At 42.5% G+C, this 26,135-nt stretch carries 24 protein-coding genes; 6 read left to right on the top strand and 18 right to left on the bottom strand.

Features of this window, described 5'->3' with window-relative positions; genetic code table 11:
- Positions 1 to 16: 16 nt before the first annotated feature.
- Together F3741_00775 and F3741_00770 are read right to left on the bottom strand one after the other, a co-directional pair.
- Positions 17 to 2,332 carry a YfhO family protein gene (locus tag F3741_00775; protein ID MZG29335.1) on the bottom strand — a complete coding sequence of 772 codons (2,316 nt, stop codon included), beginning with the start codon at positions 2,330 to 2,332 and terminating at the stop codon, positions 17 to 19.
- A gap of 133 nt (positions 2,333 to 2,465) precedes the next feature.
- Positions 2,466 to 2,849 (bottom strand): prepilin-type N-terminal cleavage/methylation domain-containing protein, encoded by a 384-nt coding sequence (locus F3741_00770; GenBank protein ID MZG29334.1) that lies wholly within the window; start codon positions 2,847 to 2,849, stop codon positions 2,466 to 2,468.
- 312 nt (positions 2,850 to 3,161) lie between these two features.
- Here F3741_00770 and F3741_00765 point away from each other — a divergent pair, with 312 nt between their 5' ends.
- The 4 genes from F3741_00765 to F3741_00750 are packed head-to-tail and all read left to right on the top strand — an operon-like array spanning position 3,162 to position 5,848.
- Positions 3,162 to 3,854, top strand: a complete 693-nt coding sequence (locus F3741_00765; protein MZG29333.1) for a nicotinate-nucleotide adenylyltransferase — start codon at positions 3,162 to 3,164, stop codon at positions 3,852 to 3,854.
- Positions 3,855 to 4,208: a ribosome silencing factor gene (gene rsfS, locus F3741_00760; protein ID MZG29332.1), complete on the top strand. Its 354-nt coding sequence runs from the start codon at positions 3,855 to 3,857 to the stop codon at positions 4,206 to 4,208.
- A 33-nt stretch (positions 4,209 to 4,241) separates the two neighbouring features.
- Positions 4,242 to 4,634: a TraR/DksA family transcriptional regulator gene (locus F3741_00755; protein MZG29331.1), complete on the top strand. Its 393-nt coding sequence runs from the start codon at positions 4,242 to 4,244 to the stop codon at positions 4,632 to 4,634.
- Positions 4,635 to 4,636: 2 nt separating this feature from the next.
- Complete coding sequence (locus tag F3741_00750; protein MZG29330.1) at positions 4,637 to 5,848, top strand: DUF1049 domain-containing protein; 1,212 nt, start codon at positions 4,637 to 4,639, stop codon at positions 5,846 to 5,848.
- A gap of 174 nt (positions 5,849 to 6,022) precedes the next feature.
- Here the strand turns inward: F3741_00750 and F3741_00745 are convergent, their stop codons facing one another.
- The 13 genes from F3741_00745 to F3741_00685 all read right to left on the bottom strand — a co-directional run bounded on the left by F3741_00745 (position 6,023) and on the right by F3741_00685 (position 20,919).
- The gene (locus tag F3741_00745; protein ID MZG29329.1) at positions 6,023 to 6,643 is read right to left on the bottom strand and encodes a hypothetical protein; all 621 of its coding nucleotides are present in this window, start codon (positions 6,641 to 6,643) and stop codon (positions 6,023 to 6,025) included.
- Between the two features lie 181 nt (positions 6,644 to 6,824).
- A complete protein-coding gene (locus tag F3741_00740) occupies positions 6,825 to 8,141 on the bottom strand; it encodes a hypothetical protein (protein MZG29328.1) in 1,317 nt (438 codons plus the stop codon).
- Positions 8,142 to 8,168: 27 nt separating this feature from the next.
- On the bottom strand, positions 8,169 to 9,011 hold the full coding sequence (locus F3741_00735) for an MBL fold metallo-hydrolase (protein ID MZG29327.1): 843 nt from the start codon (positions 9,009 to 9,011) through the stop codon (positions 8,169 to 8,171).
- Positions 9,012 to 9,196: 185 nt separating this feature from the next.
- A complete protein-coding gene (locus F3741_00730; protein MZG29326.1) occupies positions 9,197 to 10,684 on the bottom strand; it encodes an aldehyde dehydrogenase family protein in 1,488 nt (495 codons plus the stop codon).
- Positions 10,685 to 10,813: 129 nt separating this feature from the next.
- A complete protein-coding gene (locus tag F3741_00725; protein ID MZG29325.1) occupies positions 10,814 to 11,491 on the bottom strand; it encodes a DUF4124 domain-containing protein in 678 nt (225 codons plus the stop codon).
- Positions 11,492 to 11,512: 21 nt separating this feature from the next.
- On the bottom strand, positions 11,513 to 12,583 hold the full coding sequence (locus F3741_00720) for a 3-dehydroquinate synthase (GenBank protein ID MZG29324.1): 1,071 nt from the start codon (positions 12,581 to 12,583) through the stop codon (positions 11,513 to 11,515).
- A gap of 77 nt (positions 12,584 to 12,660) precedes the next feature.
- Complete coding sequence (gene pilQ, locus F3741_00715; GenBank protein MZG29323.1) at positions 12,661 to 14,472, bottom strand: type IV pilus secretin PilQ; 1,812 nt, start codon at positions 14,470 to 14,472, stop codon at positions 12,661 to 12,663.
- Positions 14,473 to 14,525: 53 nt separating this feature from the next.
- Complete coding sequence (gene pilQ / locus F3741_00710) at positions 14,526 to 16,334, bottom strand: type IV pilus secretin PilQ (protein ID MZG29322.1); 1,809 nt, start codon at positions 16,332 to 16,334, stop codon at positions 14,526 to 14,528.
- Positions 16,331 to 17,824: a hypothetical protein gene (locus F3741_00705; GenBank protein MZG29321.1), complete on the bottom strand. Its 1,494-nt coding sequence runs from the start codon at positions 17,822 to 17,824 to the stop codon at positions 16,331 to 16,333. Before F3741_00705 ends, pilQ (F3741_00710) begins: the two co-directional genes overlap by 4 nt.
- Before the next feature lie 16 nt (positions 17,825 to 17,840).
- Positions 17,841 to 18,518, bottom strand: a complete 678-nt coding sequence (pilO, locus tag F3741_00700; GenBank protein MZG29320.1) for a type 4a pilus biogenesis protein PilO — start codon at positions 18,516 to 18,518, stop codon at positions 17,841 to 17,843.
- A 9-nt stretch (positions 18,519 to 18,527) separates the two neighbouring features.
- Positions 18,528 to 19,190, bottom strand: coding sequence for a hypothetical protein (locus F3741_00695; GenBank protein MZG29319.1), 663 nt, complete (start codon positions 19,188 to 19,190; stop codon positions 18,528 to 18,530).
- Positions 19,190 to 20,332, bottom strand: a complete 1,143-nt coding sequence (locus tag F3741_00690; GenBank protein ID MZG29318.1) for a hypothetical protein — start codon at positions 20,330 to 20,332, stop codon at positions 19,190 to 19,192. The genes F3741_00695 and F3741_00690 overlap by 1 nt, the downstream gene beginning before the upstream one ends.
- A 335-nt stretch (positions 20,333 to 20,667) precedes the next feature.
- On the bottom strand, positions 20,668 to 20,919 hold the full coding sequence (locus tag F3741_00685) for a helix-turn-helix transcriptional regulator (GenBank protein MZG29317.1): 252 nt from the start codon (positions 20,917 to 20,919) through the stop codon (positions 20,668 to 20,670).
- 256 nt (positions 20,920 to 21,175) lie between these two features.
- Here F3741_00685 and miaB point away from each other — a divergent pair, with 256 nt between their 5' ends.
- On the top strand, positions 21,176 to 22,504 hold the full coding sequence (miaB, locus tag F3741_00680) for a tRNA (N6-isopentenyl adenosine(37)-C2)-methylthiotransferase MiaB (GenBank protein MZG29316.1): 1,329 nt from the start codon (positions 21,176 to 21,178) through the stop codon (positions 22,502 to 22,504).
- 57 nt (positions 22,505 to 22,561) lie between these two features.
- Here the strand turns inward: miaB and F3741_00675 are convergent, their stop codons facing one another.
- Complete coding sequence (locus tag F3741_00675; GenBank protein MZG29315.1) at positions 22,562 to 24,013, bottom strand: hypothetical protein; 1,452 nt, start codon at positions 24,011 to 24,013, stop codon at positions 22,562 to 22,564.
- Positions 24,014 to 24,379: 366 nt separating this feature from the next.
- Here F3741_00675 and F3741_00670 point away from each other — a divergent pair, with 366 nt between their 5' ends.
- Positions 24,380 to 24,631 carry a hypothetical protein gene (locus F3741_00670; protein ID MZG29314.1) on the top strand — a complete coding sequence of 84 codons (252 nt, stop codon included), beginning with the start codon at positions 24,380 to 24,382 and terminating at the stop codon, positions 24,629 to 24,631.
- A gap of 19 nt (positions 24,632 to 24,650) precedes the next feature.
- On the opposite strand, the gene F3741_00665 is transcribed toward F3741_00670, so the two are convergent.
- Positions 24,651 to 25,280, bottom strand: coding sequence for a YdbL family protein (locus tag F3741_00665; GenBank protein ID MZG29313.1), 630 nt, complete (start codon positions 25,278 to 25,280; stop codon positions 24,651 to 24,653).
- Positions 25,281 to 26,135, bottom strand: an 855-nt coding sequence (locus F3741_00660; GenBank protein MZG29312.1) for a beta-ketoacyl-[acyl-carrier-protein] synthase family protein, incomplete at its 5' end; no start/stop codon positions are given.

The following is a 26,135-nucleotide window of genomic DNA, read 5'->3' as shown; positions in this document are numbered from 1 at the left end:
CAGGAAAAAATAATAGCTACATAGGAGATATCACAGCCTCACGCCTGTTGAAAGGGTTAAGTGACAAAAATAATAAAAGAACAACGGTTACAGCACTGATGATCGCACCCGTTTTTAATCCCAGAGGTTCATAATAAAATTCTACGCGGTGGTTGCCCGGTGCCAACCGGACGCCCCGGTAGAAAAAATTAGCCCGGTAAATATGCTCTGGTTTGCCATCCACTTCCACCTTCCAGCCGGGGAAAAATGTATCTAGCAACACTAGAAATCCTTCTTCGTTCTGTTCAGTTTCAATGCTCACCCTGTTAGGACTGTACTTTAGCTGCTTCACCTGACCTGAAAACCGAGTGGCACTTTTTATATCGACCGATTCTGTCAACAAAACCTGATCCAATGGATCAAATTCGGCATCATAATAAACATCAAGAAGTTCCATTTCCGGAACAGTTCTCGAACTGCCTACAAGAAACGCACGCGGCAAAGCATCTCCAAAAATGTTTACCTTTTTAATTCCCCTTGGGTATTGATGGGAAGGGAGTTGTTCATAGTCTTCTGTTACCCAAAACTTCACATTACTACGCTCCAACATTCTTCTTTTTTTCGGTATATCAGCCGTAATGAATAAATGCTCCCACAGCATGCTGTGTTTAAGCATCATAGTAGCCATTCCATCTACATAGGCCAATTCATAAATCGCCCCAAGGTTTGGATAAACCTGATCTCTTGTGGCCAATTGAACACTCAAAATATTATACGCAGGCTTTTTAGTTTTGGAGGAAGTCGTTGTGCTTTCTGCCAAAGGGGAAGGATCCTTTTTGATTACCGCTTTTTCCAACAGCATTCCACTAAAGACACGAAATGAATCTGCCGTTCCGCCCAGTCTTTTTGCCAGAGGCGGAGGATCGGTATAAAACCCGCGGTCTATCAGAGGTATCAGCATTGAGTTCTTACCCATCAAGTCCATCAACATTAAAAACAGGAGAAGTGAGAAAAACCCGGAACGATTTATTTTTTTTGCACTCAAGCCAAATAGACCAATCGCAAGTAGAAGTAATATCAATAGACTCTCAAGTCCTGGCCGTTCAGCATTTGCTCCCAATATCCCTGCAACCACAATTGCCAAGACAAACACAACGAGCAGGAGCTTATTCAATTGTCGTTTTCCATTGATGATCGCCTGAACAATTCTGTCAAGAGACAAGGCGGTGAGAAACACCATTGAATAAGCACAAAGGAAAAAAAATTTTTGTGGATAACGAAACAAATCAAACACGGGAACCCATTCATGAAACAGGAAGTAGGTTGGGTTATGCTTGCCAAGGGCAAAAAACACCCCTGCTCCAAAAGTCATCAGCCAGAACCTGATGGATTTTTCCGCACTGTTAATCAATAGACAGCCGAATAAAATAAATAACGGTACAATACCCATATAAATGCTGTGAACAAAATAGGACATTTCACCTCCATCCTTGGATAGGAAGTGTGCGAAATTTTCAGGCAGAAAGAGGGTGAGCAATGAGCCTGGCTCTAATGACCAGACTGTGCTTGCAATGAACGGGAGACCACCGCTGCGTCCAGTTTCTTTCAATAAATAATAGGTGGGCAACCATTGCATCGCCGATACTGCTAATGCCAAGACCGCCAACGCGACCACAACCAGAGTTATATGATTGAACCCTCGTACTCTCTGACCTTCATTCACAAGATAAAGTGAGTGGGCATAAACCAGGAGTACCGAGAAAATAGCGTTTTCCGGACCACCTCCCAGAACCTGGAAAGCCAGGAAAACCACAGCACCACAGAAATATTTCAGGTTTCCATCATCTATAAACTTTTGCCATAGCAGAAGAATCAATGGAAACCAAATAGCAGACTGGAACTGATTGTAGACCGAGGCCAGTGATAAAAAAAATCCTCCCAATAATGCTGTCAGAGAAGCACATAAACATGCGGGAACCGATTTTTTCCAATATAGGCAGAGAGCATAAATTGAACCCATCAGGACAAGGTGATGAAAAAGAAAATAAGCATTAAAAGCGAATGAAAAATCTTCCAGCAAAAATATAATTGATGGGGGGTAAAACACGCCCGGATGCATCAAAGACATTAAGGGTATGCCCTGCAAAATATTGGGGTACCAGAAAGACCATTCCCCCTTCTCCCATGTCTTGGCGATGAACCATTTCATGGGGTAGGCAAAATGGTGGATGTCTCGAAAGAAGAAAGTACTGCCTTCAAACAAAACCGGGTAAAAAAACAAGGTAAAAATGAACAACAGGAAACAAGCTGGTAAAAAGAGGGACCTCAAACGGGTTAGAAAGGCGTCCTTCATTTTAATATCACCTTGAATTTTTGAGCAGGGAAGAATACGGACAATAGCAATAGTTTTTTCGTTTAAAAGAAAAAATCCCCACCCTCATGCCTAAAAAGCAAAGGGTGGGGATTTCTATTAATCCTAAAATCAATTAACTGATATTACCATTTGCATCCATGGTATATGTTGTAGAGCTAGAATCTGAAGTATGTGTTCCAGTTGCAACAAAACCAGACTCAGTACCAGTAGTAATTGCCACGGTAACACCTGTTGAATTAACCCAACCATATGTAGAGCCTGTAGCAATAGCAGTTGTACATGATTCCGTACCTGCATTATCCGCCCAGTAAGCTTTGCAAGCCAGGTAAATATTGTGCAAATTACCTTTTGCATCAGATTGATAAGCCCGGTTCTTATAGGCACTGAATTGAGGGATAGCGATAGCGGCCAAAATACCAATAATGGCAATAACGATCAATAGTTCAATAAGGGTGAAACCTTTTTCTCCTTGAACATTTCTGAGCTTGGATAACATTTTTTACTCCTCCGTTATGATTAACAAAGAAAACTTTGAATAAACCAATTTTATAAACATAACTAAAGCAAAACATATGCCTTTAAGCTAAATTTTTCGATTATCTATTATAACCCTTTTGTTTTGAATGTGTTAATAATTTTTTGTTTCTGTAAAAAATTTTTAGATTTCGTAATCACAGAAAAAATATGACAATTTTTGTCAGTCTGAATTGCCAGGAATTGTCATTATTTAGGTTTTCTGCCAGATTTGGGCTCTAAAGCCTCATTATCCCTTGCGATGATAAAAGGTTTATGAAACGATTTAAAGAATATGAATAGGGAATTAAAAAAAGTGGGGTTGTTGGGGGGGACGTTTGATCCCATCCATAACGGGCACCTGGATCTTGCCGCAAGATCAGCTAAATTGTTTGATTTACAAGAAGTTTTGTTCATTCCAGTCAGCCAGTCTCCTCACAAGCTGGACAGCCTGCCAGCCTCTTCGACCCACCGGGTCGCCATGCTTGATCTGGCTTTGAAAAAGGAGAGCTTGTTTTCAATAGAGTTATTGGAGGTTGATAGTGGAGGAGTATCCTATTCTATCGACACATTGTCCCAGCTCAAAGATAGACATCCTGAATGGGAGTTTTTCATGATTCTTGGGGCTGATGCCTTTCTATTAATGGATACCTGGAAACGCGTATCTGAAATATTAAAGCTTTGCCATATTCTGGTTAGCACACGTCCAGGAATCAAATTAGAGTTTTCATTAAAATTTATCGAAACCCTGGGGCTAAATAAAACATTGTTAGAAAGTAATGATTTCAATTCTCCAAAGATTGTGAGGGACTCTTCAGGAAAAACCATACAGCTATATGAAATTCCTACACAAAATATATCGTCTACGGAAATCCGGCAAAAGGTAAGAACCGGAAAAGAAATCAAAAATTTGTTGCCCCCTGCAGTTGATCATTATATTATGCATCACCGGTTATACAGGGCTGAGTCCCCTCCCAAAAAAGGTTAAATGATAGATCAATTAAGTTCTTTGCAACAGCTTGCTGTTGATTCTGCCTCTGAAAAAAAGGCATTTGATATCCTGATTCTGGATTTGAGGAACCGCTCAGACCTGACTGACTTTTTCATGATTTGCAGTGGGAACTCCAAGGTTCACGTGCAATCGATTGTGGATGCCATTCTGGAAAATTGCCACCAGACCGAAAATAAACCTCTGGCTGTAGAAGGTTATTCAGGTGGCGACTGGGTGGTGGTAGATCTTGGAGATTTAATAGTACATGTTTTTCACAAAGAAGCCCGCCTTCACTACGACCTCGAACGTCTATGGGGAGATGTTCCTGTTATCAAGGCAGTAGGCCAATAAATATCCGTCTTTCACCCTGAATCATTAGATTATATGAATAAGAAAAAATTAGATCAGTTTCGTTCACAATTGGAATCTATAAGGTCTGAGTTGCTCGGAGATGTTGAAAGATCAAATCACAGCGTGAAAGAAGGCGATATCGGGCAAATTGCTGACATTAGTGATGATGCGGCACGTGCCTACAACCGCCAACTGGAAGGTGAACTGGGTGAACAGGAATGGAAAAAACTCAAACAGGTGGATGTAGCCATTGAAAAGATCGATGAAGGCGAATATGGGGTTTGCTCGGAATGTGAAAACACGATCCCGGAAGCAAGATTACAAATTGTCCCTTACGCAGAATTCTGCACCCAATGTCTGAGTAAAATGGAAGAAAACATTAAGGTCACAAACAATATTGTTGATAACCAGTTTGGAGAAAATTAAGCGTGTCCTTGAAACAAATTATTATCTTTTTGGTTTTTGCGCTACTCGCCATTTATACTGCATTTCTAAATCCCCATGAGTCGATAGTCCATATCACCCAAAACCATTCGCTGAAGTTGCCGACCGTTCTTCTCATATTAGGAGCTGTCCTTATCGGGGTGATCGTTACGGTTTTTCTATTCTGGACTTTTAACTTCAAGAATGCGTTGACGCGATGGAAAATCAATTTCAAAAAAAACCAGATTGAAAAAAAGAACAACAAGGTTGAAACCATGTTCAAAAAAGGCGAAAGCCTTTTCACTTGCGGCAAATTTGACAAAGCACAAAACCTTGTTGAAAAACTCCTCGACACAGCCCCGGAACATGTCGGCTCACTCAACCTGATGGGGCAAATTTCGTCTGCGAATGGAAACCACGACCAGGCTGAAAAATTTTTCAATAAAGCTCTTGCCCTTGAATCACAAAACATCCACGCCTTATTTGGGTTAGCAGGAATTTACTCGAATACAGAACGCCAAGGTGAAGAAATTGCCATCCTCCAAAAAATTCAGGGGATGAATCCGGGAACAGCCGTTCCCTTAATACATCTCCGTGATATTTATATAAGACAGGAAGAATGGAAAAAAGTTTGTGTGTTGCAAAAAAAGATTTTACCTCTGCTAAGGGATAACAACGAGGAATGGAAAAAGGAACAATCTAACCTGGGTCAGTATCTTTTCGAGCTCGGCAGTAAAAGCCTGCAAACAGGAAACAAGGAAAGTGCTATTTCAGAATTTAAACAGGCTATTCGAACATGTGATAAATGCCTCCCTGCATACTTATCAATGGGAGATGCCTATCTTGAATCCGGGAAACAGAAACAAGCAATAAAGATCTGGAGAACCGGGTTTGAAAAAACTGGCGAATTGGCTTGCCTTGTCCGTTTGCAAATCGCCCTCAGGGAGTCCGAAAACTATCAGGACCTTATGCGCACCTATGAAGAATCGCTCGAAGAAGCGGGGCAATCTTCTCTTCTAGTACTTTTATTATCCACTCTTTACCTTGAGCATGGACTGGAAGACAAAGCTCGGAACCTTCTTGAGAACAACCCATCGCAACACCCTCTGCTCCACTCGTTATTGCTGGAGAAAGCACAACACCCCGGAAACGGTACCCAGTTCGATTTAACCCGAGACGCAATATTTTCCCTCTCCGGCGAACCGCCAGTAGCCTGAGCAAGAACTGTCGAGCTAGAGAGTCCGACACTAACCGAAAAAGCAATTTCCTGGTCTTGGGGAAAATTCGCCACCTATACTACTGAATGACATAAAGGTATTATATTGCGTGAGAGGATTGACGCTTTCTAAATACCTTAAGGGTGAAGCCCTTTTCAAAAGGCGGCACGTCGGCTAACGTTTTTTATAAAGTTTATGGCTGAGAAGTTTACTGTTTTTTGAAAAAACATGTGCCGCGACCAACACATTTGATTTCAAAGAGAAATACATTCCTTTTTCAGGATATTTAGCCAGGCTGTCATTCATGGACTCAGGCACACCATATTTGTCTATCATGGATACAACCTTTTCTCCCATTTTGACGCCTTCTGCAAACCGCCCTTTAAATTGAGGCATAAGTTCCAAACCTTCAATTTGTTTGTTACCGTTCAAAAAATGAATGACAACTCCATGGTTATCGTACTCAATAGACAGGCTGTCCAGTGTGGATTCTGTTCCACGCTTGACTTTGATTGAGCGAGGCGTTCCAAGCAATTTAATGGCGTCTTCCACAGACATGCCGACATTCAGATTTTTACCTATGATCAGTCCTTCAGGTTTTTTCTTTTTGGCTTCAGCGGAAACCGCAGCTTTCTTTTCGGGAGTAGCAGGTTTAGCACTCTTTGCGGGTTTAGCCGCCTCAGGTTTTACCACTTTTGCAGGTTGCGGGGTTTGATTATCATTCGTATCTGCCACCACTCCTGCTGGGAGCATCAAACAAAAAATAAATGAAACTGCAAACTTCAAAGTATTCACCGGTAGCTCCTTCCAAAATCAAAAGGTCAATTTCTAATTACTCGTGCCAATTAGGGATGTAAACATTGTAACCCTAAACGTAAAAAAATTAAACATTTGGTTTCAATAATTTAAGGGGTTTCTTGCGGGCGGGGAGAAAAGGCAGAAAAATTTTTTTCGCCTGTTTTTTGCCCGAAGATAGCTAAAATTCGTCTAAAGAAGGGATATTTTTGCGTCGATCTCGCTTTGATTTGGTTTTTTCCTTATGGAATTTTCTCCATTGAGCTCGGTCTTCCTTTGAGGGGACTGAATCCTCCGCTTCCTCATCATCCCACAGGTCCAAAGGTTTAATTTGAACTCCCTTTTTCGTTTCTTTCGGCAGGTTTCGTTTTCCTTCTTCAAACTCTTTGGCGGTTAAACCTGCCTCCATATCAAATAAATTTTTTTGATCTTTCTTCCCACGTCTTAATGCCAATGCCTCTGCCCGGAAACGGATTTCCTTTGCATTGACCAATCCTCTTTTCCATGTAGCCGGGATATTGTCAAGCCCATATAAAGCACCAGCCCAGGCCCCCACCATAGCACCAAGCATTTCAGACTCCCGCCCATAACTCAGGGAACATGTAAGGGTCGAAGCAAAATCAGGCTCTGGAGGATTAAGCACACAATACAAAGCAAGGGGAAGAAGAGTCATCACAAATCCCTGCGAGGGGTGAAGGATTTCCTGTTTCGTAAAAGTATTTGAATATTCGCAAATCCATTTCATAAGATCCGGTTCTTGAAATTTCTCAGCCAAACCTTTCAAAGCACCGCTCATAGCGTTCATTCCCTTAAGTCCGCCATCTTCCGAAGATGGGAACCGCTGCTGATATTCTTCTTCCACCTGACGACATACCTCTTCGCACTCTTTCAGTATTCCGGCCCCTTCGAGCAGTATCTCATCGGACCGCAAGGCCAATAACCGTGTCACTAAAAAGCCTGTTAAAGCAGCTCCAACCACTTCAAACCGGTTCCGGCTCATCAACAGGCAGATTTCAAAACATTGTTTGGCTAAAGTTTTGGACCATTTGCCCTGAAACAAGGAGACAGGAACAGCCATGTTAACAAACAAGGAAGTAGAAGAATTCTGATCTGATATGAGCTCCTCATTGTCGCTCAACAGGTCTACCGCTCGCCACAAACAGACCGAGTGATTTCGGTAAACACCGAAATAATTCTCTGGACCGGATTTCGCAAGCTCCTTAAAATTTTTTGCCGAACCCTGTAGAAAATTTTTTTTGTTTTCAAGCAAAGCATCGGCGACCACCAAAGCACATTGGAAAGGAGATCCATATAACCCTCGCATACGGTAGCTCTTAATACCTTTCCCCATGATCGGACGAACATCTTTGAAGTCATCCATTTTTCCAAAAATCTGCTTAATGGCTGCTGGCTTTAATCCCTTTACAGAACGGCCCATAGCATCGCCCACCGCCATGCCAAAAAAACTACCTGCTGTTTTGTCGCGAAAATCACTCATTGAAGTTTAAGCAAAAATGGAAATGCGCTATAAAGCCATCAAAGGGGTAGGATGGTTCTGTTCGGCAACGATCATTTCCGGCGAGTCCTGTCCCAAAGCCTGGCGGGCAGTGATCATAGCCAGTTCCGGATGATTATTGGTTTCACTCATATGCATTAATACAACGAGTCGTAACCCGGAATGCTTTACAGAAGATAATAAATCACCGCAGGCTTCATTTGAAAGGTGCCCAACATCACTTTTAATTCTTCTCTTGGTAATCCATGGATAAGGCCCCGCATCCAGCATGTTTATATCGTGGTTTGATTCAATGAGAAGAGCATCAAGTTTTTGCAGTTTGTTTTTAACTTCCCGGGTCACTCGACCCAGGTCAGTAGCCAGGCCAAGCCGCAAACCCCGATAGTGAAAAACAAAAGCCACTGGTTCTTCCGCGTCATGTGGAGTGGAATAGGGTTCGACCAATAACTCTCCAAATTCAACGGGTTGACCCGCGCGAATCGAATTGAACCCGGGAAGCGTTCCCATTGAAGAACTGGCGCGCTTAAAGGTTCCCTCAGTAGTGAAGAGTTGAAGTTTATGTTTTCTTAATAGAGGACCTATACCACGGATGTGGTCAGTATGCTCGTGAGTTGCAAAAACCGCGTTCAACCCTTCAAATGAACGGTTAATCGCAGCCATTCGTTGAGAAAGTTTTTTTTCACTCAACCCGGCATCGATCAAAATACGTTTATCATCCGCTTCGATATAAAGTGCGTTACCACCACTACCACTGGATAAAATTGAGAATTTTAAACGTGAAGGCTCGCTTGCATTGACACGCGGATGTGCGTCAGGAATCTGGATAATGACTATTCTCCGTAAAGCGGGGATGGTTCAAGACCCCATATCCTTATTTATTGATAAGGACTTGATTTAAGTTTTTCTCAGCGGCAATAAAACTGATTATTGCTCAAAGGACTACAGCAAAACTGCAGGCAGTTGCTACAAAATAAGTAGCGGCTGGCAGGAAAGATTTTAACATATTATCCGGGAGTCTTTGGGTGCTTTATTTTTCCTTAATCCTCTATCTGGGCTTTTTGCAGTGCACCGCTATAATCGACAAACACCGATTTCCATTCGGTGAATATTTCCAACGCAGTGGTCCCCGCCTCACGATGACCATTGCCTGTTCCTTTAGTGCCTCCAAACGGGAGTTGCACTTCCGCGCCTATGGTTGAAGAATTGATATAAGTGAGCCCGGTATCGAGTTTTTCGATGGCTTTGAAAGCCCGGTTCACATCCTGGGTGTAAATTGCCGATGACAAGCCAAACCTGGAATCATTGACAATTTGAACGGCATTTTCCAGACTCTTGCATTCAATGATGCTCAGAACCGGGCCGAATATTTCTTCTTGCGCAATACGCATTTTTGGAGAAACCTCCGCAAACAATGTTGGCTCGAAGAAAAATCCGTTCCTGCAATTACCTTTCTTATAAATATTCCCACCCAGCAGCAGTTTGGCGCCTTCTTCCACACCCAGTTCGCAGTAACCCAAAACCTTCTGACGTTGTGACTCATTGATCAGTGGTCCGACATCAGTGGTTTTTTTAAGCCCATCCCCCAAACGAAGCGCCTTTGTTCTTTTGAGGAGAAGGTTGGTAAACTTTTTGAGAATATTTTTATGCACAATTACCCGGCTGCAAGCCGTACAACGTTGACCGGTTGTACCAAAAGCTCCCCATATGACACCTTCGACAGCCAGGTTGAGATCAGCATCTTCCATCACGATGATGGCATTCTTCCCCCCCATTTCCAGCGAATATTGTTTCATATTCCAGGCGCACTTATGCGCTACCGTTGCGCCTGTATCCGTTGAACCAGTGAAGGAAACCAGGTTTATATTATGATGCTCTATGAGAGGTTCACCAATTTCCGCACCTGAACCGGTGACAAAATTCAACACTCCCGGCGGCAAGCCAGCCTCTTCAAACAACTTTACAAAACGCCAGGCAGAAAGAGGTGTGTCACTGGCTGGCTTGAAGACAACAGTATTACCGCAGACCAGGGCGGGGATCAGTTTCCATGAAGGAATGGCTATGGGAAAATTCCAGGGAGTGATCGCCGCCACGACTCCCACAGGCATCCTGACAGTCATGCAAAATTTATTGTTCAATTCGGAGGGAACGGTTTCTCCCAACAATCGTCGGCCTTCCCCGGCTGTGAAATAAGTCAGGTCAATCGCCTCCTGCACATCTCCGCGGGTTTCGTTCAGAATCTTTCCCATTTCACGGGTCATATCCTGAGCCAAAGATTCTTTATGCTTGATCAAAAGTTCACCAACACGAAAAAGAATCTCGCCACGCTTGGGGGCTGGCATGTTCCGCCACTCCTCTTGAGCATTAACGGCAGATTTAACCGCTTTGTTCAAATCCTGCGAATTGGATTTTTGGAAACGCCCGAGAACTTCTTTTTGGTTTGCAGGATTAGTATTATCAAAAGTTTCACCACTTGAAGAAGCGACCCATTTTCCGTTTATGTAATTTTTATAAGTTTTGATAGCCATGGCCGGATCCTTTGGAGGTTGGAGTAATTTAAAAAGTACAGGGCAATATAAACTTTTCCTACCCTAACCAATTTATACCCGCGAATCAGGATTGGCAAGTCCTCTGACCAGGCTGGAAAGAACTAAAAATTATTCAGCAGAATTCAGTTCTGCGTTCAATTTTTCCAGAAGTTGTTTTTCCTGCCGGGTATCACTCTTCAGTCGTTTCATCAATGCAAAAGTTTGACGCGCTGAAGGAAGGGTGGTCGGCATAATTTTCTGTGCCTTTTCATCCGCAGCAATGCTTGTTTCCAGAAAACCGGCTATTTCATTAAACAAAGGAAGATCAATCGTGGAAACCTGGTCCAACAAATCCTGTTTTTGCGGAGTCGCCTCCTTGACAGCCAACTTGATGAGACGAAATTTACTCCGGCTCGGCGGATAGTTATAATATTTTTCGTACCGGACAATATCTGTTTCCAAAAAGCTCAACGCGTTTTCAGCGACAAGACGCTGCTCCTCGGTCAAGCCTTCCTGCCTGGTTTCTTCTTTTTTTTCTTCTTTTGTCTCTTCTTTCAATCCACCTTTATCTTCAACTGTTTCCCTGTCATTTAATTTTTTATCTTCAGTGTTTTTTGTTTTCAACGGAGTTACTGCAGAACCCTTTATGAAAGGCTTTTCACGGTATGCCTTGGGGACCCGGATCGGATTATCTGTGAAATGGGTTTTTCCTTTCTCATCTTTCCATTTATAAATAGCGGCGTTCGCATTGACAGCACATATCAATAGAAAAAGGATTAACACTGATATGGTCTGTCCAGCCAACATGTTTTACTCCTGACAACCAGTTCAAAACACTTTCAGAATTTCTTCTTCCAAAACCTGGTCCGCTATTTCAATTGAACCTATCTCATTAACCAGGATAAACTTTATTTTACGATCCATTGTTTTTTTATCATGATACAAAGAACCAACTACTGATGCTGTATCGAGGTTCGGCATATCAACAGGAAGTCCCAGGTTTTTCAACAAAGCCGCAAGGCGAACCGGAATGTCTTTCGAGCATTTTCCCATTGAATGAGAAAGCTCCGCAGCATGCACCATTCCTATCGACACCGCTTCACCATGTATGAACCTGGAATAATTCGTCAATGATTCGATGGCGTGGCCAAATGTATGACCAAAGTTCAGAATCATCCTGTAATGACTTTCTCTTTCATCCTTTTCAACCACTTTTGCCTTGATCGCACATGAGGTTTCAATAATATGTGAAAGGCATTCGAAATCGAGATTCAGGATCTTCTTATAATTGGTTTCCAGAAACTCAAAGAGTTTTGCATCAGCGATGACACCATATTTAACTATTTCGGCAAGACCTGCCCGGTATTCTTTTTGGGGAAGTGTTCTGAGAGTTTCCAGGTCAATCACTACTAGTCGCGGTTGGTAAAACGCCCCGATCATATTTTTCCCCTTGGGATGATTGACCGCCGTTTTTCCTCCCACACTGCTATCTACCTGGGAAAGCAAAGTTGTCGGGATCTGTATGAAAGGAACGCCTCTCTGATAAGTCGCCGCCACAAAACCCACTAAATCCCCAATCACTCCACCTCCTAAAGCAACCAGCAGGGACTTCCTGTCACAATTTAACTCTAACAGTCTGTCAAACAGCTTTTCAGCCTGACCAAGATTCTTGGAAGATTCACCTTCAGGAACTTCAATGGTATCCGTATCCCAACCTTGAGCCATAAAACTGTTGGACACAACTTCGCCATAGAGGCTGTTGATAGAAGGGTGAGTGATTATTACAACCCGACTGGGTTTTAATACAGCGTTGAGTAACTCGCCAGTCTGTTTCCTGAGACCCGAGCCGATAAGAATGTCATAACTTCTTTCACCCAGGTCAATGCTTAAGCGTTTCATAATCCAATAAATTCTTTAATTGATAATTTGAACATGCAATTGGTCCAGCAAAAATAATAAAACAACCTGCACAAAACTCAATTTGTTTCAATGATGGTAGGAGTGATAAACACCATAAGTTCGGTATCGTCTTGTGTATCTTTAAAACTTCTAAACAAATATCCCAGAATAGGTATTTTTGAGAAAAGAGGTACTGCCTTATTGGATTCGACTTCGGTGGTTTCGAAGATTCCACCTAAAGCGGTCGTGTCTCCATTGCCAACTAATACTTCTGTATGTGATTCATTGGTTGTAATGATCGGTAAGTCCGTGGTGTTACCTCCTGGAATCCTAAAAGTAACATTATTTCCTCTGCCATTTTTTGTTGTATCAATGGTCATATATACCTGGTTTTCAAAAGTGACATGTGGAGTGACCGTGAGACTGATATTTGCATCATAAAATTGTACAGAGTTTCCTTCGGCTGAAGATACCAGATAGGGGATTTGCTCTCCGCTTTCAAAACGGGCTTCTTTATTATCCGCCACGACAACTCGGGGGCTGGAAATCGTTCTTGATTTGTCTATGGTTTCCAGGGCATTCAAAACCGCATTCAGTTTTAACCCGGGAAGCACATTACCCAGAAATAAATCGAATCCACTAACGCTGGTAGTCTGTTGTAAGTCTACGAGAAAATTACTATTCGTGCTGGCAGTAGCATTGGTGGGATCAACAAGAGTTAATGATCCGGGTGTTCCCGGTATTATTTCACCAGCCAGGCCCCACTGAATCCCCAGTTCCTTGGCATATTCTCTGGATAATTCAACAATCTTCGCCTCTATCAAAACTTGAGGCGTTGGAACATCCAGAACCCTTATGGTCTCCAGCATATCATCCACATTTTTTCGCAGATCATTCAGAATTAGCTTATTGGTGCGTGTATCCACGGTAATGGTGGCATCAGGACGTGGGCTTTTAAGAGCGGTGAGAGTTGCTGAAAGATCGGTGATATTCGCATTATCAATCCGCACCACTTCGGTGACCAGATCCTGTTCTGCTTCTCGATTGGCGCGCTCGGTAGCCGCTCTGGATTTTTCTAAAATTCTTGCACGTCCCTCCGCGACAAACACCGATTTTTGGGCAACACGGATAATATTATTACCAAAACATTCCCGCCCCAAACCTGCATTTGCAAGAATGATCTCCATGGCCTTATTCCATGGCACATCTGCCATCCTGATATTTACCTCCCCAGCTACTTCAGGGGAAAGAACGAAATTGTAACCACTGATATCTTCGAAGATGTTAAACGCGTTACGAATATTAATATTCTGGAAATCCAGGGAAATGGGCTCCTTTTCTCCACGTAACATCTTAAAACAAGTATCCTTTTCTACATTTGCTTCCCTGGAGGTATCATTCTCAGCCCCGGCCTCGCTTGACGCAGCGGATTCCTCGGACATCGCCAGGCGCTGTCCTGATTCTTGTTTAGAAGATTGAAGGGAAATGATTAATTTTTTCTCACCCTGTTTCTGAATTTCATAATCCGATGACTGGTTGAGAACAATTTCCAGGCGTAAAACACCTGCTTCTTTAAAGTGAATCGGGCGGATAGAATCTATAATTCCCTTGTCTACCTGTATACGGCTGGTTAAGTTTCCTTGATCCATTTTGGGGAAATCCAAAACCAAACGGAGCGGATTAAGAAGTTTAAATGCGGTGTATTGAACCGGTTGGGTCGACTCAATCGAAACAATAGAGCTTTGCCCTTCTTCGCGAGTATTTAGAGAAACAATTTCCCCCAAAGATCCACCCGCAGAAGATACTTCAGAAACCGGCAAAACTGCCAGCAACAACAAAAGAAATATCTTCATGAAGTAACGAGGTTTTTTGAACATTAATTTTCTCATGAGTTCGTATTGCCTTTTTTAAACAAGCCTTAAACGTAACCCTGCAACCTGGATCAATTCATTTTAACAATAGTCGGAGTGATAAACACCATAAGCTCCCCAAGAGTGTCTGTATCTTCGTAGTTTCTAAACAAGTAACCCAATAAAGGGATTTCAGAGAACAGCGGCACCTTACTTGTTTTTTCATCAATTGTGCTCTCGTAGAGCCCGGCTAAAACGGTAGTGTCACCATCCCCCACCAGAACTTCCGTATGCGTCTCCTTAGTTGAAATAACCGGAACGCCTTGGACGGTAACTGTCTCGTCAACAGAGTTCTTTGTCGTGTCAATGGTCATATAAATCCGGTCATCAGAAGTCACATGAGGGACAACAGTGAGGCTGAGTTCAGCATTCGCAAAATCAATCGAGTTACCCTCTGCCGTAGTCACCTGATAGGGAATCTGTTTACCGGATGAGATCCGGGCTTCTTTATTATCCGCGACGACAACCCTGGGGCTGGAAAGGATCCGGGTTTTGCCGTCTGTCTCCAATGCCTGCAAGGCAATATTCAGACCCGCCCCGTTGATAAAATTACCCAGTGTCAAACCAAACCCACTGGTAGATCCAGCTGTGAAAGTCTTTCCCAATTCCACTATAAAATTATCTCCATCCCCATCCGAACCCGTGACCCCTATGGTTTGCCCTACTCCAGTGCCAGCGCCTGTCACCGGGCGGGTGACTCCCCATTGAATTCCCAACCTCTGGGCATAAGTCTTGGTGATATTCACGATTTTCGATTCAATCGCAACCTGGGCAGTGGGAACATCCAGCACCCTGATCGTCTCCAGCATATCGTTCACATGCTTGCGCAGGTCATTTAATATAAGCGTATTGGTTCTTATATCCACAGTTATTTGAGCATCTGTACGAGAACTCTTTAATGCATTAAGATTTGCCGCAAGTGTAGTTATGTTTGCATTGTTTACGCGGATCACCTCGGTGACCAGAGCTTGCGCATTCTGCTCATTGGCTCTCTCAGCCGCCGAACGGGCTTTTTCAGCCACCCGCTCACTTTCCTCCGCAGCAAGAACTGTATTGCTTGCTATGCGGACAAAATTGTTATCAAAACACTCCCTGCCTAAATTGATGTTGGAGAGAGCGATTTCCAACGCCTCGTTCCAAGGAACATCATTCAGCCTGATGCTTAAGGTACCACTGACTTCCGGAGAAATAATAATATTGAATCCACTGATCTCTGAAAATGTTCTGAAAAAGTTGCGCACATCAGCGTTTTGAAAATCAAGGGAAATCGTTTCTTTTTCTCCGTACAACATGGGGAAACATGTATCTCTGTTTCCATCGTCCTTTAGACCATCGGCAACAACTTCTTCTTTATTTGCAACTTCGCTGGCAAGAGAATTCACTGGGGAAGACTGAGCCATTTCCTCATTTTGCAATCTCTCTGAGGACAACAAACTGACCATCAATTTATTCTTATTCTGTTTTTTGATTTCATAATCGACAGGTTGATTGAGAACAATTTCCAGGCGTAAAACACCTGCCTCTTTAAAGTGAACGGGTCGAATTGATTTTACAAAACCTTTATTCACCTGAATATTACTGGTCAAGCTTCCCTGGTCCATTTCCGGAAAATCCAGAACCAAACGGAGTGGATTAAGAAGTTTGAACGCGGTGTATTGGAAAGGGCGCGTGGACTCGATGGAAATGATAGAGCCTCGTCCTTCTTCCTCGGTGTTAAGAGAAACTATTTCCCCCAGGGATCCACCAGCAGAAGACACTTCAGAAACCGGCATAACTGCCAGCAAAAACATAAGAAATATCTTCATAAAGCAATGAGGTTTATTGGACATGAGATTTCTCATGAGTTCGTATTGCCCTCGTCAGGTGAACCCTGGTAAAACTGGATAATTTTTTGGTTTGTCAGGATATTACCGAGATAGTCTCTGAACTGTTCAATCACAACCACCTGACCATTCTGAATTTCTTCCACATATCCAAAGAAAGGACCAATTCGGTCACCCTTTTTCACCGTATAACCTGTTGAACCAACCTCAAACATTGCCGATACTTCCATTTTTTTCTTGATTATTCCAGTCATACGAAGGGTGTCATACTCAACCTGCAAAGGGGACTCATCCATATAAATATTAGATGACCTTTCAAGCGCATCACGATAATCTTCTACAACCTGTGCATATTCCTCGTCATCAAGTTCTTCCAATTCATCCTGGTTATTAAACAAACGTTCAAATTTCTTTAACTTTCTGTAAAGTTCAGGATGCTGGTCTTCAATTTTCTTAAATACCAGCAGGGCAACCGGTGGTATATCCTTTAACTCACCACCAAACAAACGAGCCACTGAAACGGGCGGTTGTTCTTCAGAAAAATCTATCAGACCCTGGGAGTTCACCAAAGGCCGGAAAGGGTCTCTCCTTCCAATCAGCAAATATCTTTGACCAGGTGGAACCATATCCTTTAATAAAGGATACTCTGGACCACCCGAGTCAATCTCTTCTAACAACTTAACTTGAATGAGACCTGCCTTGTAGGAAGCTTTTCTAAGCCCTTTATCAAAACCTGTTAATAAAGTCTGGTTGAACCAGTTTCCCGAAGGTGAGCTTAAAAAACCGGCATATTCTTCAATCTCTTTATCACTCAAACTTCTGTAGCTAAAGAGAAGGTTTCTCAAAACAACTTCCCGCATAGGCTCCGTAATGTTCTTACCCAGTGATCTCAAAACCTTGCTTAATTTTTTCCCTTCAAACTTCCTATTAAAGGGCTGCATCAGTTTGACATATGCCAGAAAAAGTTTTTTTCCAGCCCCGGTCACATAAGAATTGCGTTCAATGTTTTCCACCCTTCCAATGCGCTTTTCGCTTGGTGGAGAACCCAACAATTTTTTTAAAAAAGATTGTTTATCAGGACTTTTGGAGGGATCACTCGCTTCATTTTCGAGTCTTAATATTTTTTTGCCCAACGGACTTCGATACCATTGAATCGCAGAGCGGGCATATTCAGGTTTGTAATCATCATAAAAAGGCTGCTTCAGCAAGCGATAAAAACTTCTGGAAGAAATTGCCTGGCTTATGAGCCCTCTCGCAAATTCTTCCTGCCCGGGAGCCAGGGCATCCTCACGAATATTACCTGCCATCTGAGCAATATTTTCTACATTCTTCAGAGTGTCATCAAGGCCACTAAGCCTGAAAAGGGTATTGAGCTTATAATTTCGAGAACGCAAATCCTCCTGAACCTTAGCGGGTAAAGCTGAAACCAATACTGGCTGCATTCCCAGAAAAGTTATCCCTATAACAAGAAGAACTTTCAGATTAAATCCAGGTTTCATATTTAACATCACTCTCTAATTAGTCTTAATGCCCCGACCTCTTTCTCGCCGGTTTATTAGCCTTAGCCGGTTCCTTTTTCTTCGGCCCGCGATTTTCAGCACCACTTATAAATGAATAGGTTTTTGCCGTTAATGTAGTGTTTAGAAAATTGCTATTAGTACCAGAAACTCTGATTCTATTATCCACATCACGACCTTGTAAGATCAGGTTTTCGAAACTCACCAAACGCAAAAGGTTCTGCATATATTCTATGAAATCAAGAGTGACCCACAACTCTCCACTGACCTCAACTTTCAAAGGAATCTCTTTATAATAATCACTGATTTCACCTTCCTGCAAAGTTAGCTCTACCATCCTGATATTTCTTTTTTTCCCAAATTCCGCAATTTGCTCCAACAACCCCGGAATCTCGTCCTGGTCGGGCATTTGGTTGATATACGCTTCAAACTGACCCTTAACGCGAGACATATTTTTAGCTACCAAACCTCTCTCCGCGATTTTAGAGTTATATCTTTTCAGAGTTCTTTCTGCTTCTTCCCTCTGCTTGACAAGTTTTTCAAATTCCTCATTGGTAAAACTGTGCAAAGTGAAGAAATAGCCTAGAAATAGTATCAACCCAATACCTATTGCCCCACCCAGCATATGGGTAAACTGGATCCCTTCCAGGTCATCATAGGGTAGTTTGTCAAATAGCTTATCCATAACTGTTTTCTAAGCCGATTTGTTATTCTCCGGCATATAACAATAAATAATAAATTTATGAATTCCCTGACCTCCTATAATTCTCCGGGTAGATTTATATAGGAATGTGGTTTTGTAATATGGGAACTCTTGAATCCTTTTCATATAATCCGCCACCCCCTCTTCGCTCAGGGAATAACCCGAAACCTCTACAAATTCTTTTGGAAGAGCTTGCTTCTTTTTTCCTTTTCTTTTTCTTCTTTTCTTTTTCTTGGATGGATCGCCATACATAATGACCGGTATCTTTTTAGTCCTGAGATAGTCTGAATCTCTCTGAATAATGGAGGTCAGCCAAAGTCCGTCGGGAACGTTCATGTTTAAATCACTAACGATGGTGCCAGCGGGCATCTGTTTTTCTCTCAAACTGTCGATACCCGCCATTATAGTTTTCATCCTTTTTTGCCTGGACTCCATGGCCTTGATTTTTTTAAATTGGCCTTTCTTACCAGCCACCTGGGATTCCAGTTTACGAGTTTCGCTTCTTACAGAATCCAGGCGAACCTGCTCCATCAACCAGAGAGCCAATATAAAAAAGATCGCAGCAATAACAACCGCGCAGCATTTGACCACACGTTTCTGGATTTCAATCTTTCTCAGTTCATACCTATAGTCGTGGAGATTGATTCTTATCATTAGTAGTCAAACCTCCTTGTAGCCAGACCAACAGCGACTGTAGACAACCCGCTCATTTCATCGATCAATGATTGATCAAAATTCTTAGGGTTGATTTTGACACCCTGCATGGGATCCAGAACCTCCACAGACAACTTTAAGTAGTCGGCAAAATAATTATCCAATCCTCGAATCATGCTTCCCCCTCCACATAACAAAACTCTCTCAATGGGTTTGTCAGAAAGGGTGTTAAAGTATTCAAATGATTTTTGAACCTCTTCCAAAACTTTTTTATATGCTCGAGTAATTATTTCAATGACCTCTTCTTCTTTTATATCCGACGAGAATTTCCCCCTTTTTACATCTATGGTTTGTTTAAAAGGTATCCGGAATTTTGTCATCAGCATGGTTGTCAGATACCCTCCTCCAACAGGAATGTCCCGGGTATAACCCATTTCCCCATTCTGGATAATATTTATGTGAGTGAAGGAATCACCCAGGTCAATCAAGGCGACAGTTCCCATTGAAGACAAATCAGCATTCAGTCCAGCCGCGTTCATCAAGGCAAAAACATCCAAATCAATAATGGCCGGTTTCAAGCCAGCATCAAGAATTAGATCTGTTCTTTCATCGATCATTTCCCTTTGAACCGCAACCAAAAGGGCTTCCATCATTTGTTCCCCACCATGTGAGTCCCCGTGTTCTTCACTTTCCTTGTCATTCCTATCGACTTCTGCGCCTTCTAAATCTTGAGATTCTTCTTCCTTCTCTTCATTCACTTCCCCCAAAATCTGGAAATCGAGTACCACATCTTCAATATCGAAAGGAATGTACTGCTCCGCCTCTTCAGTGATCTTTGCAGAAAGCTCTTCTTCCGACATCACCGGTACTTTTATCTTCTTAATGAATACGGCTTCACCTGCAACAGCAGAAACGGCATAACGATTTTGAATTTTTTCGGCTTTGATTAAATTTTTCAGGGCTTCTGCGACGAGTTCCGGTTTTTTGATGGCCCCCTCGACAATACACTCCTGGTCCAACGGCATCATCCCAAACCGGGTCAGTTCATATTGGCCATCCTTGACCTCATTCAGTTGAACCAGCTTTATAGAAGAAGATCCGATATCAATGGCTACTAATGGGCTTTTTTTTGATAAAAACATATGTTCCCAAATAAAGTTTCAAAATATTAAGCCAATCCAGGGCTTAAAAATTTAAAAAAAGCAAACCTTGTACCAAACCTGACTGTGACCCAAAAGCTCTTTTAAAATAAGACTTTTAAAAACCGTTGCTCTAAATCCTTATAAGTAAGTGAATGATTTTTTAACACTTTTCACAAAAAATCATTCGCCTTGTTAAAAGTTATCTCCAACTCAACACTCAAGTTTTTCAATTTATTATCGATAAGCGCATTGGGAAATTGGAAATGAAGCTTCCCAGTCCCGAATATGAATGCCACGTCATTGTTCAAATTATAAATACTCCTTTAAAAATTATTTCAGGACTTTTTTGATTTAGATTTTTTTGGCGCTGAAGCAGAACTGGCATTTTCAGAGTCAAAAATTCTTGTCCTGTCTGCCAGCTTATATCCGAGAGCTAAAATAATTTTCCGCTTTGTATCAAGCCGGCAATCGTTCCCTTTCTCAATTCGATCAATTGTTTGAACGGTCACACTTGCCTTACGAGCCAACTCGGCCTTACTCATCATTTTAGCTTCCCGAATTTCCCGGACACAGTTAGTATTGGCCACAGTAAATCCCCTCCCTAATGATGGTTCTCCCTCATATGGATTCTTATTTAAAATACTTTTTATGGAATGCTTAAATCTTACTTTTAAAAATACCTATTTGTCAATATAATTTCATGAATAACTAATAATTTATTTAAATTTGTTTAAATTTAATAAAATTTATTAACTTAATCTCATCCTGAAGGTTATCGATGTGTTTTCGACTCCAACTAAATGCCGGTTGCAATAACCCTGCGATTCCCTTACATTCTCCCTTATGAAACAAGTGTATTTGGATACCTTTGGATGCCAGATGAATGTTGCCGATACGGACAGAATGGAGCTTATTCTGTTCCATTCCGGCTATAGGCGTACCCTGGAAAAGGAAGATGCCGACCTGATTCTGGTCAATACCTGTTCGATTCGAGAAAAGGCAGAACAGAAAACATTCTCTCTGTTTGGGGGTCTGAAGCCTTTAAAACAGGCCAATCCAGACCTGATCCTGGGATTAACCGGGTGTTTGGGCCAACAGGAGGGAGAAAAGCTTCTGCAACGTATGCCCTATCTGGATTTTGTAATGGGCCCAGACCAGGTAGATGGAATCGCTGAAGCCGTAGACCGGGTGCGTGATACGGGAAAGTCTTTTGTCTGGACTGGTTTTGACCGGGAAAAAGTATATTCCATTCCAGAACTTTCCCTGCCAAAAGCGCCAGGTCCCAGCACATTTGTAAATATCATAAAAGGTTGTGACAAGTTTTGTACGTTTTGTGTAGTTCCATTTACCAGAGGCAGGGAAAAATCAAGAGAACCAGAAGAAATATACGCGGAAATCCGTCATCTGGTTGATCACGGAGCTAAAGAGATTATTTTACTCGGGCAAAATGTGAATTCTTATGGCAAACGGGGACTGAAAAGCCCCATTCCGTTTCATGAACTTCTATACGGAGTTGCCCAGATCCCCGGCTTGCAAAGGTTAAGGTTTACCACCAGCCACCCTAATGATTTCACTCGTGAAACGATTCAGGCATACAGGGATATTGATATTCTGATGAACCATTTGCACCTACCTGTTCAAAGCGGCAACAATGAAGTGCTCAAGGCAATGCGACGTGACCATACAATTGAAGAATACAAGGACTTGTTGTTGGAATTGAAATCAGAAGTTCCGGGCATATCACTTTCAACAGATATCATTGTCGGCTTTCCAGGTGAAACAAATAAAGCTTTTGAGGATACCCTCAATATAATGCAAGAGGTTGGTTACAGCAGCAGTTTCATGTTTGCCTATAGCCCGAGACCTGGTACTCCGGCAAATGATTTACCCGATTCTGTTCCAGATGAAACCAAAAAATACAGGCTACAGGAAACTATAGCACTGCAAAGCAGACTGACCGCCGAACAGGGCCAATCCTATATTGGCAAAAACATTGAAGTTTTGATTGAAGGAAGATCATCCAAACAAGGCTATTCTTTCAAGGGCAGGAGTCCGCAATACTGGGGCTCAAATATTCGGACCAAGGTGGGAACTTTAAAGACGGGAGATATAATTAAAGTAAACGTCGAAAATGTAACCGGCCACTCCCTCAACGGCACAGCAATTCTCTAGTGCCCAAATTCCAGATGAATTTCTTTGTTTAGAAGTTCTTGCATAGCCAGAGGCGGGCTAATAAATAGCAAGGCGAGAGTACACCTCTTCTTCTACCATGGAAAGTTGCGGCAACACAACTTTTAAGGCGATACGTATCTCCCGGACAAACTTCAGATCCGGAGGCTGATCCCGGTCGGCGAACTTGTGGAGGGCATCAGTACAAAAGTGATCCAGTTCGATAATCTGGTTTAATAAGTCTGCGGGCAGGTCTTCCAGGCCAACCTCCTGATCTTCCAGAAACCTCAATACGCCGACAAGACTGAACTTGAGGTCCACACATTGCTCTCTCAAGTTTGCAATTAAGATTGATTCCCGGGTTTTTAGATCCTCGCAGATTTTAAACAATAGTTCTCGCAGATAACCATAAAAAACCTCATGCTGTTTTTTATCTTTGAACAAATCTCCCTGGCCGCCAAACAATAGAAAAAAGACAGCTTCCAGTTTATACTTGTCTGAAGCCATGACCGTATAAAGCATGGATTTAAATTCCAAAGCGTCAAAGGCCAGTTGTAAATCCTGGAATATTTTATTCAGCGAACCCAATTCGCCCTTTATCGCCCTGTTCGCATCTGCCCGAACAAGAGGCCCTGGCTCTTCCTGCCACACAGGAACCATTTGCACACCACCCGCCTCACACCCGACAATGGTCCACTCCTTCAGGGATTCTAAAAAGTCCGTGACAGAAAATACCTCCACTTCTTTAAACACTTTTGGGTCGACGGAAAAGAGGATATGTAGCAATTGTTTTTCAAGACCGGTAGAACAAAATTTTTCATCCTGGCAAAGCGGATCCATTTGGGTCGCCAAAGCAATATAGAGGGAACGCATGCGTAGCCGTTCCAGGCGGTATTGTTGGGAAGAGTAGGGGCGCACCCGATAGATTCCCTTTTCATAATCAACCAGGTCAATCAATATAACATCCCCCGGTCGAGACGAAAAATTCCTGAATAAAGATTGCATATCCCAAACTGTGACTGTCATGCAGCTTTTGCCGGGTAACCATTCATTAATCTTGATTTCTTCAGGAAAGTGCGCACCACCACAATACTGGTAAAACGGAATGATATCCTGTATGAAATAGGATTGTTTCAGCTTGGGAATTTCTTTCCCATCCTCATCCAAAAATGTCAACTCACTCTCTTTAAGGTTCGTGGGCATGAAAGGAATCAAACGGTGTCCTGGAATCAACACACCCTGTTTCAATTCCCAGGCTCCCAATTGTAACGACATGGACACATGGGCGATCTTTTCAACCACCGCCCGAAATGGAATAAAATTGCTGTCGTGGATACCGATCAATGAGGAATGATTGATCAAGAATTTTTTGAGCCGTTTCATGGCAGAATCGGAAACTTCCCTGTCCCATCTGCCTTCCAGGCATTTCGCGAATTCTTCTACACTGAATGGGGCTGTCGATTCCTGAATAAGTTTATCAGCTAAACGATTGAGTGAAATTCTTGATTGCATGATTATGAAGAAACAATTTAACGGTCCAGAATGGACGGCAGGTGAGACCTTGTAAGACGGCGATTAAGGAATCACTCACCGCATTACTGGGCATAGCCTAACATAAATTTCGCAAAGTGTTAAGAAATGTATTGCAGGACAGCGGCGAATAAATTCACCAGCCCCTAATAATGATGGAGGCCAAAAACAGTCGTTGCGGGAGACAGACAGAAAAAATTCCCTTCAACTACAATTAAATATTACCAGCCAGATACCGCAACGGATCATAACCTTTTCGTTGAATGGGCAATTTGTTTGATTTTACTTATAGGGAAAGATAAAATTCTACCATTCAACTAAAATAGTGAATTTAGCAGGAGAACTTTCATGGCACTAAATCTGGAACCTGTTTACCAGGAAATTTTCACCAAATTTAAAACTCGAAAAAAATTCGTAATACGGTCCGTAGAAAAAAACATGTTGACCTTGGAGCAAGATGAAGAGATTTGCGGACAGAAAGAACCCAAGATTTTTGAGTTCAAAAGCCCCAGGGAATTTGAAGAATTCGTTCGACAAGAAAACCAGATCGAAAACGATATCGAACGACAACTGCAAGGCAATAACATGCCCTATCGTTAATCGGTGAGCCACATGTGTGTCACCGGGTGGTCCATTGACCGTCTTCCTGCTGGATTTTTTCTCCAGGTTTTGCGTTGTCGCGGTTGAGGCTGGCGGAAATTTTCTGGACTTTAGGCAGGTCTCCGTCGGAGAAGTTTTCGTTTGTTGCTACTATTCTTTTTAATATCACCATTCGGTCTTCATTTTCTTCAGCAACAATGGCTGTGGCAAACTCTTTGAACCTGGCGTCGGTTTTTGTCCGTTCCGTTTCAAAAAATTTCAACAATCCGTCATTGCCTTCTCCCACCACATGATTTTTTTTGAACTCCTGAATATCATCCCGGTTAAACTCCTGCCTCTGCATGGCTCTTAACGCATTGAGTTTTCCCTTCGGAATCCTGGTTGAAGGTTTGAGCTTTCCATCTTCATCCACAGACCTTACAGAAGCCAGCAACAGGACATCGTTGCCCAATTCCTCGTAACTCCCCAGTATCTGGTTTTCCAGGGCGGTTTTTTGATCAACGATGGTGACGTTGACATCCACCAGTTTCTCGGCACATGCGCCTGGAGTTAGCAGGATTGCGAGAAAAAAAATCCTTAAACAATTCAAGCGGAATACTTCACCCAGGTCAGCACGAAAAGAAAAATAATTTTTAAAAACTTTCATCATCTAAGCAAATTTTTTCAGAATGATGGCTGAGTTTTTTGATCCGAAAGAAATACAATTGCTCACTGCAATATTGAGCTTACTTTCTCTACCCTCATTGGAAATATAGTCCATATCACATTCCGGATCCGGGTTTTCCATATTTATAGTTGGAGTCATATATCCATTTTTTAAAGACAGGGCAGACACCGTCACCCCTAAAGCACCTGAAGCACCCTGCGGATGCCCGACCATGGATTTGGTGGAGCTGGCCGGGATGTTCATCGCATGGCTGTTAAAAGTTCTTTTGACGGCCATGGTTTCAACTTTATCATTCAGCAATGTTGAGGTGCCATGGAAATTGATGTAGTCCACTTCATCTTTATTCAACCTTGCGTCCTTCAAGGCAAGGTCGAGGGCTCTTGAAGACTGTTTGCCGTCGGGCATGATGGCAACACGATGATAAGCATCACAGGTTGTTCCATAACCAATAACCTCTGCGATGATCTCTGCATCACGCGCCTTTGCGTGTTCCAGTTCCTCGAGGATTACCGTCCAGGCCCCTTCAGCCAGCACGAAACCTTCCCGATCTCTGTTGAATGGACGCGAACCTCTTGTTGGAGAATCATTGTAGTTCATTGGGTTAACTTTCATCCTCTCGAATCCCTGCATCATTGCCGGAGTGACACAGGATTCGACACCCCCTGAAACAAACCAGTCTTCCTGGCCAAAACGAATGGTATTAAATGCATAACCCAATGCATCGGATGAACTGGTGCAACCATTAGAGATTACATGGCTACGGCCCTGGAATCCGAAATACATGGAAATTTCACTGGATAACATGCCCACCAGTGAGTTGGAGATGGCATAGGGACT

It is taken from the genome of Nitrospinota bacterium, assembly GCA_009873635.1.
Lineage (GTDB): Bacteria > Nitrospinota > Nitrospinia > Nitrospinales > VA-1 > LS-NOB.
This window is presented reverse-complemented; position numbering and strand designations above follow the sequence as displayed.

Bases quoted from the DNA above. Each gene is read 5' to 3' on its own strand.
- F3741_00690 (MZG29318.1), bottom strand. From the start codon at position 20,332: ATGTTTTTATCAAAAAAAAGCCCATTAGTAGCCATTGATATCGGATCT.
- pilO (MZG29320.1), bottom strand. From the start codon at position 18,518: ATGGATAAGCTATTTGACAAACTACCCTATGATGACCTGGAAGGGATC.
- rsfS (MZG29332.1), top strand. From the start codon at position 3,855: ATGATAGATCAATTAAGTTCTTTGCAACAGCTTGCTGTTGATTCTGCC.
- F3741_00725 (MZG29325.1), bottom strand. From the start codon at position 11,491: ATGTTGGCTGGACAGACCATATCAGTGTTAATCCTTTTTCTATTGATA.
- F3741_00695 (MZG29319.1), bottom strand. From the start codon at position 19,190: ATGATAAGAATCAATCTCCACGACTATAGGTATGAACTGAGAAAGATT.
- miaB (MZG29316.1), top strand. From the start codon at position 21,176: ATGAAACAAGTGTATTTGGATACCTTTGGATGCCAGATGAATGTTGCC.
- pilQ (MZG29323.1), bottom strand. From the start codon at position 14,472: ATGAGAAAATTAATGTTCAAAAAACCTCGTTACTTCATGAAGATATTT.
- F3741_00675 (MZG29315.1), bottom strand. From the start codon at position 24,013: ATGCAATCAAGAATTTCACTCAATCGTTTAGCTGATAAACTTATTCAG.
- F3741_00775 (MZG29335.1), bottom strand. From the start codon at position 2,332: ATGAAGGACGCCTTTCTAACCCGTTTGAGGTCCCTCTTTTTACCAGCT.
- F3741_00720 (MZG29324.1), bottom strand. From the start codon at position 12,583: ATGAAACGCTTAAGCATTGACCTGGGTGAAAGAAGTTATGACATTCTT.
- F3741_00765 (MZG29333.1), top strand. From the start codon at position 3,162: ATGAATAGGGAATTAAAAAAAGTGGGGTTGTTGGGGGGGACGTTTGAT.
- F3741_00770 (MZG29334.1), bottom strand. From the start codon at position 2,849: ATGTTATCCAAGCTCAGAAATGTTCAAGGAGAAAAAGGTTTCACCCTT.
- F3741_00705 (MZG29321.1), bottom strand. From the start codon at position 17,824: ATGTTAAATATGAAACCTGGATTTAATCTGAAAGTTCTTCTTGTTATA.
- F3741_00755 (MZG29331.1), top strand. From the start codon at position 4,242: ATGAATAAGAAAAAATTAGATCAGTTTCGTTCACAATTGGAATCTATA.
- F3741_00740 (MZG29328.1), bottom strand. From the start codon at position 8,141: ATGAGTGATTTTCGCGACAAAACAGCAGGTAGTTTTTTTGGCATGGCG.
- F3741_00670 (MZG29314.1), top strand. From the start codon at position 24,380: ATGGCACTAAATCTGGAACCTGTTTACCAGGAAATTTTCACCAAATTT.
- F3741_00730 (MZG29326.1), bottom strand. From the start codon at position 10,684: ATGGCTATCAAAACTTATAAAAATTACATAAACGGAAAATGGGTCGCT.
- pilQ (MZG29322.1), bottom strand. From the start codon at position 16,334: ATGAGAAATCTCATGTCCAATAAACCTCATTGCTTTATGAAGATATTT.
- F3741_00665 (MZG29313.1), bottom strand. From the start codon at position 25,280: ATGATGAAAGTTTTTAAAAATTATTTTTCTTTTCGTGCTGACCTGGGT.